Annotated in this window: 11 protein-coding genes and 2 tRNA genes; 1 reads left to right on the top strand and 12 read right to left on the bottom strand. The window is 68.0% G+C overall.

What is annotated here, in order from left to right:
• Positions 1 to 286 precede the first annotated feature (286 nt).
• The 4 genes from N792_RS05430 to uvrC all read right to left on the bottom strand — a co-directional run bounded on the left by N792_RS05430 (position 287) and on the right by uvrC (position 3,046).
• Positions 287 to 360 (bottom strand) — tRNA-Cys (locus tag N792_RS05430).
• 125 nt (positions 361 to 485) lie between these two features.
• Positions 486 to 561: transfer RNA gene (locus tag N792_RS05425), tRNA-Gly, on the bottom strand.
• Between the two features lie 38 nt (positions 562 to 599).
• Complete coding sequence (gene pgsA, locus N792_RS05420) at positions 600 to 1,169, bottom strand: CDP-diacylglycerol--glycerol-3-phosphate 3-phosphatidyltransferase (RefSeq protein ID WP_036193226.1); 570 nt, start codon at positions 1,167 to 1,169, stop codon at positions 600 to 602.
• Positions 1,166 to 3,046, bottom strand: coding sequence for an excinuclease ABC subunit UvrC (gene uvrC, locus N792_RS05415; protein ID WP_036193225.1), 1,881 nt, complete (start codon positions 3,044 to 3,046; stop codon positions 1,166 to 1,168). Before uvrC ends, pgsA begins: the two co-directional genes overlap by 4 nt.
• A 211-nt stretch (positions 3,047 to 3,257) precedes the next feature.
• Between uvrC and N792_RS05410 the strand changes: the two genes are divergently transcribed.
• Positions 3,258 to 4,574, top strand: coding sequence for a DUF445 domain-containing protein (locus N792_RS05410; protein WP_191150466.1), 1,317 nt, complete (start codon positions 3,258 to 3,260; stop codon positions 4,572 to 4,574).
• 35 nt (positions 4,575 to 4,609) lie between these two features.
• On the opposite strand, the gene N792_RS05405 is transcribed toward N792_RS05410, so the two are convergent.
• From N792_RS05405 to lolD, 8 genes are all read right to left on the bottom strand, one after another.
• Positions 4,610 to 5,071 (bottom strand): low molecular weight protein-tyrosine-phosphatase, encoded by a 462-nt coding sequence (locus tag N792_RS05405; RefSeq protein WP_036193224.1) that lies wholly within the window; start codon positions 5,069 to 5,071, stop codon positions 4,610 to 4,612.
• A 4-nt stretch (positions 5,072 to 5,075) separates the two neighbouring features.
• Positions 5,076 to 5,903 carry a 3-deoxy-manno-octulosonate cytidylyltransferase gene (gene kdsB / locus N792_RS05400; RefSeq protein ID WP_052103515.1) on the bottom strand — a complete coding sequence of 276 codons (828 nt, stop codon included), beginning with the start codon at positions 5,901 to 5,903 and terminating at the stop codon, positions 5,076 to 5,078.
• Positions 5,893 to 6,939: a tetraacyldisaccharide 4'-kinase gene (lpxK, locus tag N792_RS05395; protein WP_036193222.1), complete on the bottom strand. Its 1,047-nt coding sequence runs from the start codon at positions 6,937 to 6,939 to the stop codon at positions 5,893 to 5,895. Before lpxK ends, kdsB begins: the two co-directional genes overlap by 11 nt.
• Complete coding sequence (msbA, locus tag N792_RS05390; protein ID WP_036193221.1) at positions 6,936 to 8,690, bottom strand: lipid A export permease/ATP-binding protein MsbA; 1,755 nt, start codon at positions 8,688 to 8,690, stop codon at positions 6,936 to 6,938. Before msbA ends, lpxK begins: the two co-directional genes overlap by 4 nt.
• Positions 8,681 to 9,124 (bottom strand): ExbD/TolR family protein, encoded by a 444-nt coding sequence (locus tag N792_RS05385; RefSeq protein ID WP_036193220.1) that lies wholly within the window; start codon positions 9,122 to 9,124, stop codon positions 8,681 to 8,683. Before N792_RS05385 ends, msbA begins: the two co-directional genes overlap by 10 nt.
• 6 nt (positions 9,125 to 9,130) lie before the next feature.
• Positions 9,131 to 9,784: a MotA/TolQ/ExbB proton channel family protein gene (locus N792_RS05380; RefSeq protein WP_052103513.1), complete on the bottom strand. Its 654-nt coding sequence runs from the start codon at positions 9,782 to 9,784 to the stop codon at positions 9,131 to 9,133.
• Between the two features lie 26 nt (positions 9,785 to 9,810).
• Positions 9,811 to 12,204 carry a DNA internalization-related competence protein ComEC/Rec2 gene (locus tag N792_RS05375; protein WP_084105430.1) on the bottom strand — a complete coding sequence of 798 codons (2,394 nt, stop codon included), beginning with the start codon at positions 12,202 to 12,204 and terminating at the stop codon, positions 9,811 to 9,813.
• 133 nt (positions 12,205 to 12,337) lie between these two features.
• On the bottom strand, positions 12,338 to 13,045 hold the full coding sequence (gene lolD, locus N792_RS05370) for a lipoprotein-releasing ABC transporter ATP-binding protein LolD (protein ID WP_036193218.1): 708 nt from the start codon (positions 13,043 to 13,045) through the stop codon (positions 12,338 to 12,340).
• Position 13,046 lies beyond the last annotated feature (1 nt).

Below are 13,046 nucleotides of genomic sequence, written 5' to 3'. Positions count from 1 at the left end.
CAAGTCCCTTGTGTCTACCGATTTCACCACTCGGGCGTAGTGCTCAACGCACTGAAAACACCTACCTCCATCTACTGGCGCCTAGCTGGCCCCTGGCCGTCAAGCCTAGCTGCAAAGCTACAGCTCGGATGCCCGCAAACCGTTGTCACTATTGACCTTCTGGCTCGGTAGTTCTAGCAGAAAGGACTTGACAAAACAGATTTTAAGTCCGTTGCGTCTACCAGTTCCGCCATCCGGGCGGATGGGTCGCGACAAAAGAAAACCGCGCCGGAGCGCGGTTTCAATATGGAGGCCGAGGTCGGAATTGAACCGGCGTACGCGGATTTGCAGTCCGCTGCATAACCACTCTGCCACCCGGCCGGATGACGCGCGTCGCAAGCATACCGCCTGCGACCACGGTTGCGCGAGGCAACCGCCTGATAAAACAAAACCCCGCGAACGGGGTTTGTTTCGTTCCCGCCCCGGCGTAACCGAAGTGGTGGATCTGGAGCGGGAAACGAGACTCGAACTCGCGACCCCGACCTTGGCAAGGTCGTGCTCTACCAACTGAGCTATTCCCGCTGACTGAGCCGCACATTGTAGGCACGAAAAAAAATGTGTCAACTATTTTCTGCATCCGCCTTGAGCGAAGGCCACGCGGCCCGCAGGTAGGCGAAACCCGACCACAGAGTAAGCAGCGCGGCCCCGGCCAGCAGCCATTCGCCGATGGTGAAGATCGGCAGGCCGAACAGCGGCGCCTGGTACAGCAGGAAGATCAACGCGATCATCTGCACAACCGTCTTGACCTTGCCGATGGTGGCGACTTTCACCTTCGCCCGCTGGCCCAGCTCGGCCATCCATTCGCGCAGCGCGGACACCGCGATCTCGCGGCCGATGATCACCGCCGCCCACAGCGCCATCCACACGGTCGGATGCTTCTGCACGGTCAGCATCAGCGCGACGGCCACCATCAGCTTGTCGGCAACGGGGTCGAGAAATGCACCGAATGCGGAGAACTGGTTGTAGCGGCGGGCGATCCAGCCGTCCGCCCAGTCGGTGAACGAAGCGAACGCGAAAATCGCCGCGGCCGCCACGCTCGCACCCTTGAATGGCAGATAGAACACCAACACCAGCACCGGGATCAGCACGATCCGCAGCAGGGTCAGCATGGTGGGTACCGTCAACTTCATCCGTCACTCCGTGTCGCGTCACTGCCCGGCCCACCGGTGACGGGGTCAAGCCCGTGCAGGGTCGCATAGATGCGTTCGGCAAGGGCGGCATTGATGCCATCCACGCGGGATATTTCCTCCACCCCGGCGGCTTTCAGCCCGCCCAGGCCGCCGAAATGCCGCAACAGGTTACCGCGTCGCCGTGGCCCGATGCCGGGGATGTCTTCCAGCCGACTGGTATTGCGAATCTTCTGGCGGCGCCCGCGGTGGCCGGTGATCGCAAAGCGGTGCGCTTCATCGCGGACCTGCTGCACCAGCTGCAGCGCGGGGGAATCGGCGCCCGGATGCAGGCTGCGGCCGTCGGGCAACAGCAGGTCTTCATCGCCGGGCCGTCGCGCCGGGCCCTTGGCGACGCCCACCAGCACCACGCTGTGGATGTCGAGCTCGTCCAGCACCGCCTTCGCCTGCGCCACCTGCCCCGCACCGCCGTCGATCAGCAGGATGTCGGGCAGCACGCCGGCCGGCTTGTCCGCAGTCGCCATGGCGCGCTTGAAGCGGCGGCTGAGCGCCTGGTGCATCGCGGCGTAATCGTCGCCGGGCTCGATCCCGCTGATGTTGAAGCGGCGGTACTGGGCGCGCACCGGCCCTTCGGCATCGAACACCACGCACGAGGCCACGGTCGCCTCGCCCATCGTGTGGCTGATGTCGAAGCACTCGATGCGGCGCGGCAACTCGTCCATGCCGAGCATCTTCTGCAGGTCTTCCGCGCGCGCCAGTTGCGCGGCCTGGCTGGTCTGCTCGCTGGCGAGGGTGATCTGCGCGTTGCGCCGGGCCATGTCGAGGTAGCCGGCACGGTCGCCACGCACGCTGAAACGCAGTTGCACGCGCCGCTCGCCCGCGCTCGACAGGGCCTGCTCGATCAGCGTGCGATCGGGGATGTCGCGGTCCAGCACGATCTCCGCCGGCGGCAACTGCTCGCCGTAGTACTGGGAAACGAACGCGGCCAGCACTTCGCCGGGGTTGTCGCTGCCGTTGGTGCGGGGGAAAAACGAGCGCGTGCCCAGGTTGCGGCCGTCGCGGAACGCCAGCAGCACCACGCAGGCCGCCGTGCCCTGCATCGCGACTGCCAGGACATCCAGATCGGCGGCACGGCCATCCACGTACTGGCGCGCCTGCAGGGTGCGGATCGAGCCGAGCAGATCGCGCAGGCGGGCGGCCTCCTCGAAATCGAGCCGTGCGCTGGCCGCCTCCATCGCCGCACCGATCTCGTCGGTGAGATCGTCGCTGCGGCCTTCCAGCATCAGGGTCGCGCGGCGGACGTTCTCGGCGTAGTCCTGCGCCGACACCAGCCCCACGCAAGGCCCGCTGCAACGGCCGATCTGGTATTGCAGGCATGGCCTGGTGCGGTTGGCGAACACGCTGTTTTCGCAACTTCTCAGCTTGAACAGCTTGTGGATGAGGTTGAGCGTGTCGCGCACCGCGCCGACGCTGGCGTACGGGCCGAAGTACCGCCCCGGCACCGAGCGTGGCCCGCGGTGCATGGTGATGCGCGGCCATTCGTCGTTGGTCAGCAGGACGTAGGGATAGCTCTTGTCGTCGCGCAGCAGCACGTTGTAGCGCGGCTTCAGCGACTTGATCAGCTCGTTTTCGAGGATCAGCGCCTCGGTCTCGGTGCGGGTGACCGTGACTTCCATGCGCACGGTCTGCGCGAGCATGGTCATGATCCGGGTCGATTTCGGCGTCGCGTTGAAATAGCTGGAAACGCGGTTGCGCAGCGCGCTGGCCTTGCCGACGTACAGCACCTTGTCCCCGGCGCCGATCATCCGGTACACCCCGGGCGCGGTGCTCAGCGCCTTGGCGAAGGCCTTGCCGTCGAACGTCGGCACCGGCTCAGCCACGACGATGCTCCGGAGCCGCCAATCGAGCGGGCGACACCCGGCGACGGGCATCCGATCGGGGGCGGCAATGTACCGAAAGAAGAGAAAAGGCGCGCATGGACTCCATGGATGGGGCAGATTATGCGTCAGGGCAAGCCCCTTTCGGAGACCGCCAAGCTGCTCATGCTGAACCACGCCCCCCGCCATCATGACCGCTGACCCGGGCGAATCCATGCACCCCCAGACCGGTCGCGAGGCCGCGCCACTGCCGGATCGCGCAACGGCGCTGGCACGGCGCAAGCGCATTGCGCTGGTCATGCTGGCCGTCGCCGCTGCGGTATTCGCGGTCGGCACGTGGTTGCGGATCAGCTATCCGCACTGGGGCTTCGACCTGCTGGTGGCGATGGCCGAGGCGGCGATGGTCGGCGGCCTGGCCGACTGGTTCGCGGTGGTGGCGCTGTTCGGCCACCCGCTCGGGCAGCGCTGGATCCCGCACACCGCGATCATTCCGAACAAGAAGGTCGCCCTGGGGCGTGCGCTGGCCAACTTCATCTGCGACCACTTCCTGGATCCCCCGGAAGTGCTGCACAAGCTGGAGCAGTTCAATCCCGGGTCCCGTCTGGCCGCGACACTGGCCGATCCGGTCCACGCCGCCAAGGTCGGCGGCTTTGTGGTCAACCTGGCACCGCACCTGCTGGCGTTGCTCGACAGCGACCGCCTGCACCGGTTTCTCCACGCCCTCGCCCGCGAGCAGTTGCAACGCACGGACGCCGCCGCGCTGGCCAGCCAGCTGCTGGAAGTCCTCACCCGCGACCGGCGCCACCAGACCGTGCTGGACAGCGTGCTGCGCGACCTGGGCGAGTTGCTGGGCAACGAGGACACCCAACACATGATCGCCGGCAAGATCTCGCCGCAGTTGTGGTCGGTCCTGCGACTCACTCGACTCGATGACCCCGTGGCCGAAAAACTGGCTGCGAAGATCGTTGCGGGCGTCAGCGACCTCATCCGCGAGATGGCCGATGCCCCGGATCATGAACTGCGCCTGCGTTTCGATGTCTATGTGGCGGAATTCATCGACCGGCTGAAAACCGACCCGACGCTGCAACGCAAATGTGCCGGCCTGCGCGACCGGTTGCTGGACGACCCGGCATTGCCGCGCACGCTGCGCAAGCTGTGGTCACAGGTACTGGACTGGCTGCACGACGATCTGCAACGTGACGATTCCGACATCGCCCGCAAGGCCGCCGAAGGTGCGCGGCTCATCGGCGAAAAACTCGCCAGCGATCCGGTGATGCAGCAATGGCTCAACCACTGGGTGATCGGCACGGTGGAGCCGCTGATCGGGAAATACCGCAGCAACATCCGCGACTTCATCGTCGAGCGCGTCGCCCGCTGGGACACGCGCGAACTGGTGCGGGAGCTGGAGCTCAGTGTCGGCAGCGACCTTCAGTACATCCGCTACAACGGCACCGCGATCGGCGCGCTGATCGGAGGGTTGTTGTACGGCTCGGTGCGGGCGATCGAGTGGCTGGCAATGCGAGCAGGCTGACGCTCGGGCAACAATAAAAACCGGACAGAAGCCGGCTAGCGAATGCGCGCCAGGACACCGTCCGCAGCGCGGTCCAGCATCTCCCACACCTGCTCGAAATGCCCGGTCCCGCCGGTATACGGGTCGGGGATCTCACCCCCGGCCTCGACGCCGGCCCAATCCAGGAGCAACGCGACCTTGTCGCGCGCGGCGGCATCCGGCGCCAGCGCCCGCACGTCGCGCAGGTTGCTGCGGTCGGCGCACAGCAGCCAGTCGAAGCGGTCGAAGTCGGCGGGCGAGACTTGCCGGCCGCGCAGGCCGGCGATATCGATACCGTGCCCTTTGGCGGTGCGGATCGAACGCGGGTCAGGCGGATTGCCGACGTGCCAGTCGCCGGTGCCGGCGGAATCGATCTTCACCCGTCGGCCCAGCCCCGCCGCCTCGATCCGCGCGCGCAATGCGCCTTCGGCCATCGGTGACCGGCAGATGTTGCCCAGGCAGACGACCAGCAGGCGCACTGGCTCAGCCATGGCCGCTCATCCGGGCCTCGGCGCGGACCAGGTCTTCGGGGGTGTCGACGCCGGGCGGGAACGGCTCCGGCGTCAGTGCGACGGCGATGCGGCAACCGGCTTCGAGCGCCCGCAACTGTTCCAGCAATTCGATCTGCTCCAGCCGCCCCGGCGGCATCGCGGCGAAGCGCTGCAGGAAGCCGGCGCGGTACGCGTAGATGCCGATATGCCGCAGCCAATGGCCGCCTTCGGGCATGGATGTCCGGGTGGATGTCCGCGCCTTCGCAAACGCCTCGCGCGGCCACGGGATCGGCGCCCGGCTGAAATACAGCGCGTCGCCGTTGTCGGCGCGCACCAGCTTGACCGCGTTGGGATCGAGCAGGGTTTCCACGTCGGTCACCGGCGCGGCCAGCGTCGCCATCTCCGCGCCGCTGTCGCGCAGCAACTCCGCCACCGCGCGGATGCCGGCAGCAGGCGCGAACGGCTCGTCACCCTGCAGGTTGACCACGATGGTGTCGTCGCTCCAGCCGGCGATGCCCGCGCACTCGGCCAGACGATCGGTGCCGGAGGCGTGCGCGGTGGAGGTCATGGCCACGCGCACGCCGGCATCGGCCAGCGCCGCCGCGATGCGCTCGTCATCGGCGGCCACCCAGACCTCACGCGCGCCGGCCGCGAGCGCACGGCGGGCGACGTGCAGCACCATCGGTTCGCCGGCAATCAGCCGCAGCGGCTTTCCCGGCAACCGGCTGGCGTCATGGCGCGCGGGAATCGCGACGACGAAATCCGTGAAAGCCTCCGCGGCAACGCCGGCCGCTGCCATGCCCATCGCATCAGGACCCATGTTTTTTGACCTGCGCCAGCTTGTCCAGCAACGACACCCAGAACGCTTCCGGCAGTTCGGCGCTGACCGGCACGCTGTAGAACGCATCGGTCGCGAATTCGGCGCACTTGACCGCGTCCTTTTCGGTCATCAGCACCGGCAACGGGCTGCCGAACTCGAAATCCTCGGCGCGATAGCGGTGGTGGTCGGCGAAGGCGTGCGGCACCACCGCGATGCCCAGCCCGCGCAGCATCGCGAAGAACCGCTCCGGATTGCCGATGCCGGCGACCGCATGCACCCGATGCCCGGCAAAAGTCGGCAACGCGCGCGGACGGCCTCCACGCACCGGCACCGCGCGGTCGGCCACCAGCCGCATCGGCCATTCGCCGAAGCCGGTCTGGCTGCCATTGGTATTGCCGTTGCCGCCCGGCGCATTGGCGATGTTGATGACCCGGAAGTCGCACCGGGTGCCGCGCTCCGGCCGCTCGCGCAGCGGTCCGGCGGGCAGCAGCAGGCCGTTGCCGTAGCGGCGGCGGCCATCGACGACCTCGATCTCGATATCGCGCCTGAGCCGGTAATGCTGCAGGCCGTCGTCGCACAGCACGATGTCGCAACCGGCCTTGGCCAGCGCCCTGGCCGCGGCGGCGCGGTCGCGGTCGGCCCGCAGCCTGACGCCGGTACGACGCGCAATCAGCACCGGCTCGTCGCCGCCGATGGTGGGCTCGGTGGTCGCCTCGACCCAGACCGGGTTGGCCGCATCGGCGCGACCGTAACCGCGACTGGCCACGCCCGGGTTCCAGCCCTCACGACGCAGGCGCTCGGCCAGCGCGATCGTCAGCGGGGTCTTGCCGGCGCCGCCGGCGGTGATGTTGCCCACCACCACCACCGGAATGCCGGGATGGCTGCGCCGCAACACGCCGACGCGGTACAGCCAGCGCCTGAGGCCGCTGACGGCGGCGTACACCCCGGCCAGCGCGCGCGCGTACAACGGCACCGGCGCATCGCCGTACCAGTACGGAGGCTGGTGCTCGCGACGGACGCCGGGGCCGACGCTCATTGCGGCTCCCGGAACTGCATCCGGTGCAGGTGCGCGTACAGGCCGTCGAGTGCCAGCAGCTCCGGATGGGTGCCGCGTTCCACGATGCGGCCCTCGTCGAGCACCAGCACCTGGTCAGCGTGCTCGATCGTCGACAGGCGGTGGGCGATCACCAGCGTGGTGCGGTCGGGCATCAAACGCTCCAGTGCGTCCTGCACCAGCCGCTCCGATTCGGTGTCCAGCGCGGCGGTGGCTTCGTCGAGGATAAGAATCGGCGCGTCTTTCAGCATCGCCCGGGCGATCGCCAGACGTTGGCGCTGGCCCCCGGACAGACGACCGCCCTTGGGGCCGATGGCCGTCTCCACGCCTTCGGGGAGGCGCTCGACGAACTCCATCGCATTGGCGCCGCCGATGGCCTGCCCCAGCGCCTCGGGCATCGTCTGCTCCAGTTCGCCGTAGGCCACGTTCGCGGCCACGGTGCCGTCGAACAGCATGACCTGCTGACCCACCAGGCCGATCTGGCGGCGCAGGTCGGCCAACGGGTAGTCACGCAATGGATGGCCGTCCAGCAGGATCTCGCCCGACTGGGCTTCATAGAACCGCGGAATCAATTTGATCAACGTTGATTTGCCGCTGCCGGAGCGGCCGACGATCGCCGTGACCGTGCCCGGCCGGGCAATGAAGCTCGCATTTTCCAGCGCCGGCCGGGGCTGGCCCGGATAGCCCGCGGTGACGTTGCGGAACTCGATCAGGCCGCCCGTTTGCTGGAGCGGCCGGGTTCCCTCGTCCACCTCGTCGGCCGCGCCCAGCACGTCGAACAGGCGTTCGGCCGATGCCACGCCACGCTGCAGCATTCCCTGCACGTTGGTGAGCTGCTTGATCGACGGGATGATCGCCATCATCGAGGTCATCAGCAAAACGAAACCGCCTGCCGTCAATCGCCCGGCCAGTGCTTCCCGACCCGCCATGAACAGCAACGCCGCCAGTCCGACCGCGCCCATCAGCTGGACCATCGCCGAGGAGATGCTGCGGGTGGATTCCACCTTCAGGCTGAGTTTGAGATGCGTGTTGGCCTGCGCGGCGTAGCGGTCGAGCTCGGTCCGCTGGGCGCCATAGACCTTCACTTCCTGCTGGTTGGACAGCGACTGGTCGGCCAGTTGCAGCAACTGCGCCCCGCTCTCCTGGATCCGATGGCTGATCTTGCGGTAGCGACGGCCGACCTTGTCCATGACCCAGGCCAGCGGCGGCGCCAGCAGGAACACGGCGACCGTCACCTTCCAGCTGGCCCAGAGCATCACCGTCAGCATGGCGATCACCTGCAGCGACTGCTGCAGCATCACCTTCATGGCATCGATGGCGGCCTGCGCCACCTGGTCGCTGTCGGAACCCAGCCGGGTCAGCATCGAGGACACCGGCTCGGTGTCGAATCGCAGTCCGGGCAGGCGGAGGTACTTCGCCAGCACCTGCACCCGCATGTCGCGGGCGATGCTGCGGCCCGACCGCGCCATCGCCATGTCGGTGACATAGCCGGCGATGCCGCGCAGCAGGAACAGGCCGACGATCGCCAGCGGCAGCAGCACGCTGAGCTGCGCATCCTTGTTGATGAAGGTGTCGTCGATGATCGGCTTCATCAGCCAGGTGAAACCGGCCCCGGCCGCCGCTTCGATCACCATGCCGGCCAGGCCCGCCAGCAACAGCAGACGATATGGGCGTGACAGGCCGATCAGGCGGTGGTAAGTGGGCCACGGCGACACCGGGGCGGTCACGGGGATGCTCCGGCGTCGAGGCCGGGTGTGGCCGGCGATGCGGTGGCGCTCATGATGCGGCGGAAGCCCAGCTGGCCCAGCGCGTCGTACACCGTGACCACGGCCTGGTAGGGCGTGCGGGCGTCGGCACGCAACATCACCGGACGCTCGCGGTCGCTGCCCGCCACTTCGGCGATGGTCGCCTTCAGCGACTCCACGTCATCGCGGAGCACTTCGCGGTCGTCGACGAAATACCGGCCCTGGGCATTGACCAGCACGACCAGCGGCTGCGCCGCGTCGACCTGCTCGCCGGTCGCGCGGGGCAGTTCGAGCTGGATCACCGAGCGCGCATCAAACGTGGCGGTGACCACGAAGAAAATGATCATGACCAGGATCACGTCGATCAGCGGAACCAGGCTGATCTCGGGCTCGTCATCGCCACGGTGGTCGCGAATGCGCATGCAGGCTCAGTCGACCAGCGCGGCAGTGCGCGGCCAGACCTTGTCCGCAGCCGGCTGGACGGGCGTGTCGAGCGTATCCAGCAACTGCATCGCCTCGTGCTCCATCTCCACGATGTAACCGGCGATGCGACCACGGAACCAGCGGTGCGCCATCAACGCGGGAATCGCGACGACCATGCCCGCGGCCGTGCACACCAGCGCCTTGCCGATGCCACCGGCCAACTGGTTCACGTCACCGATGCCGTGGTCGAGGATGCCCAGGAACAGCTGGATCATGCCGACCACGGTACCGAACAGACCCAGCAAGGGGCCGGCGGACGCGATCGAGCCCAGGGTGTTGAGGTAGCGCTCCATGCCGTGTACCAGATGCCGGCCGACGTCCTCGATGCGCTCGCGGATCTGTTCGCGCGGGCGGTGGCGTACGTCCAGCGCCGCGGCCAGCAACGCACCCAGCGGGGACGTCGCCCGCAACGAATCGATATGCGCCGGATCGAGCTTACCGCCACTCGCCCAGCTGCGGACTTCCTTGCCCAGTCCGGGCGGCAACACCTGGGTGCGACGCAAGGTCCAGGCACGTTCGACGATCAGCGCCAATGCCAGCGCCGACAACAGCAACAGCGGGATCATCGGCCACCCACCCGCCTTGACCAGTTCCAGCACGCGCCAACCTCCGGCCCGGGGCCGATTCAATCCGGCCGATAGGATAGCTCAGCCGTCTCGTCCGCCGACGCTCCGTTCGCACGCCGTACCGCATCCCACAACCGCGGGTGTGCGCGGCGTCGCGTTTCCACCATCAGGTCGCCGGTTGTGAGCCGCACCCTGAGCGCCCCGCCTTCCGCGGTGTCCAGCACCTGTGCGCCACCGGCCCGCCAGCGGGCCAGCACCTCGGGCCGGGGATGGCCGAAGCGATTGCCGTGGCCGCTGGAGACCAGCGCATGACGCGCCCCGGTGGCGGCAATGAAGGCCGGATCGGAGGCACCGGCGCTGCCGTGGTGGGCGATCACCACGACATCCGCAGCCAGCCCGGCTTCCGGGTCTTGGAGACTGCGGCGCACCAGATCGCGTTCGATCACTTCGCCGATGTCTCCGGTCAGCAAGGCGTTGCCGTGCGCGGTCTCGATCCGCAGCACACAACTGGCCTCGTTGCCAAGGTACGGAAAATGCGGCGGCGGATGCAGGAAACGGAAGGTCACGCCATCCCACTGCCAGCCCTCGCCCGCCACGCACGGCCGGGTGTCGGTCACGCCGGAACCCTCCGGCGACAGCGCGATCGATACCGGCGCCTTGGCGCGGATTGCCGAAAATCCCCCGGCGTGGTCGTTGTCGCCGTGGCTGGCGATCGCGCGGTCGAGCTGCCGCACCCCGAGCGCATGCAGTGCCGGCACCACCACCCGCTCGCCCGCATCGAAGCCGTCGCGTGTGGCCGGCCCCATGTCGTACAACAAGGTGTGGCCGGCGGTACGCACCAGGATGGACAGGCCCTGGCCGACGTCCAGCACCCGGATTTCCGCCTCGCCCGGCCCGGGCAGGTCGCGTGCCGGCCACAACAGCGGCAACCACAACAGCAACGCCAGCGGGCGGCCCGGCAAGCCGCGCGGCAACAGCAGCCAGAACGCGCCGAACATCGCCAGCGGCAACGCGAACCAGCGCGACTCCCGCAGCCACCACAGGGCCAGCTCGCTGCCGGCCAGCCACTCGAACAACGGCCAGCTCAGGTCGAAACACCACGCCGCCGCCTGCCAGGGCCATGCGCCCCAGCCGTCGTGCAGGAACTCCAGCCCGGTCCCGGCCAACGCCAGCGGCACCACCACCAGGCTCCACCACGGCACCGCGAGCAGATTCGCCAGCGGTCCCACCACCGAGGCCTGATCGAACAGCACCGCACTCAGCGGCAACAGGCCGACGGTGGCGACGCCCTGCGCCGACACCAGATCGCGCAGCGGCTTGCGTCCTGCCGTCGGCAGGCACCACAGCAACCAGGCGACGCCGAAGAAACTCAGCCAGAAACCGGCGCTCAGGGCGGACAGCGGATCGACCAGCAGGACCGCGATCGCCGCCAGCGCCAAGGCGTCGAACGCCGTGGACCTGCGCCTCACGCCGCGCAAGCCGGCGACCACGGCGATCATCAGCACTGTGCGCACCGTCGGCAATGCGAACCCGGCGACCGCCGCATACAGGGCCGCACCCAGCAAGCCGGCCACCGCCGCAGCCACCGGGCGCGGGCAGCGCCTCCCCAATGCGGGCCACAGCCACCAGATGCCAGCGACGAACAGCGCGAAAAAGCCCGCCACCAGTCCGACATGGAAGCCGGAAATCGCGATCAGGTGGGTCAGGCCGTTGGCGCGCAGGATGTGCCAGTCGGCGTCCTCCAGGCCACGCGTGTCACCCAGCGCCAGCGCGGCGATGAAACGCGCCGAGGTGGGAGGCGTCGCCGCCACGACCCGTTCGGACATGGCTTCGCGCCAGGCATTCAGCCCTTTTGCAGGAGACAACAGACGGGTGGTTTCCGGATTGCGCACGTAGCCGGTGGCGGTCAGGCGACCCGCGAAGGCGTGCTTCTCGCTGTCGAACCCGCCCGGGTTGCGCAGTCCGCGAGGGGCGCGGATCCGGGCCGTCAGTTGCCAGTGCTGCCCCGCCCGCAATCCGTCACGCCCGGTGCCGGTTCCGTCGTGCAGGTCGTACCACGACAGACGCAGCAATCGGCCTCGAAGCGGCTCGGGCTGGGTGGGCTCATTGTCGACACGCAGCAGGAAACCGGTGCGCCGCGGCTGGTGATCAGGCAGCTCCACGATGCGCCCCTGCACCGTGACCTCGCGCTTTTCCCAATCCACCGGAAGCTGGATCGACAACGCATGGCCGGCGTGCAGGCCCGCCAAGGCGAAACCAAACAGCAACGGGCCAAGCCAGCGCAGCCGCCCTGCCCGCCACCACATCAACACACCGGCAATGGCCGTAACCAGCAGCAGTGGCAATGGCGCCAGCACGGGAAGCCACAAGGCGGCGGAAATGCCCGCCAGCAATGCCAGCGCGACCGCCACGCCCAGCGGCGCGAAACCCACGTGGTCCGTTTGCGCGGCCATCCTTGCACTTCGAACCGCATCGAAGGCAATGGCCTTCGCCGGTTTGGACGGCGGCGTCCCTGCCGCATCGTTCATGGTCTACACCTGCAATTTTGGCTTCCGTCGATGATTCGCTGGCGGAAGCTTCCCTGACCTAGACGGCCCGCATCGCCAACTCGTGCAACTTGCCCTCACGCAGTTCCAACACCCGATCCAGGCGCCGGGCAAGGCGTCGATCGTGGGTCACCACCACCAGACTGGTGTGTTGCTCGCGGTTGAGTCCGAGCATCTGGTCGAACACGTTGGCCGCGGTCTTTTCATCCAGGTTGCCGGTCGGCTCGTCACCCAGTACACAGGCCGGCCGGTTAACCAGCGCGCGCGCCACGGCAGCCCGCTGGCGTTCGCCGCCCGACAGTTCGCCGGGCTTGTGCTCGAGTCGATGGCCAAGCCCGACGGCTTCCAGCAATTCCCGCGCGCGCCGTTCGGCTTCGGGTACCTTGGCGCCGCCCAGCATCACCGGCAGCATCACGTTCTCGAGCGCGGTGAATTCGGGCAGCAGGTGGTGGAACTGGTAGACGAAGCCCAGTGCCCGGTTGCGCAGCCTGCCGCGCGCGGCATCGGACAGCTCGCTCATCTTCTGCCCGGCCACGAACACCTCGCCCGCGGTCGGCGTATCCAGGCCACCGAGCAGGTGCAGCAGCGTGCTCTTGCCGGCACCGGACGCGCCGACGATGGCGACGGTCTCGCCCTTGCGGACCTCCAGTTGCAGTCCGTCGAACACCGGTGTGCGCAGCTTGCCCTCGGCGTACACCATGCCCAGCCCGGTGCAACCCAGAACCGGACCGTTGCCGGCGTCGTGCATG

It is taken from the genome of Lysobacter concretionis Ko07 = DSM 16239 (assembly GCF_000768345.1).
GTDB classification, from domain to species: domain Bacteria; phylum Pseudomonadota; class Gammaproteobacteria; order Xanthomonadales; family Xanthomonadaceae; genus Novilysobacter; species Novilysobacter concretionis.
Note: the sequence above shows the minus strand (reverse complement) of the source record. Positions and strands in the feature narration are given on the sequence as shown.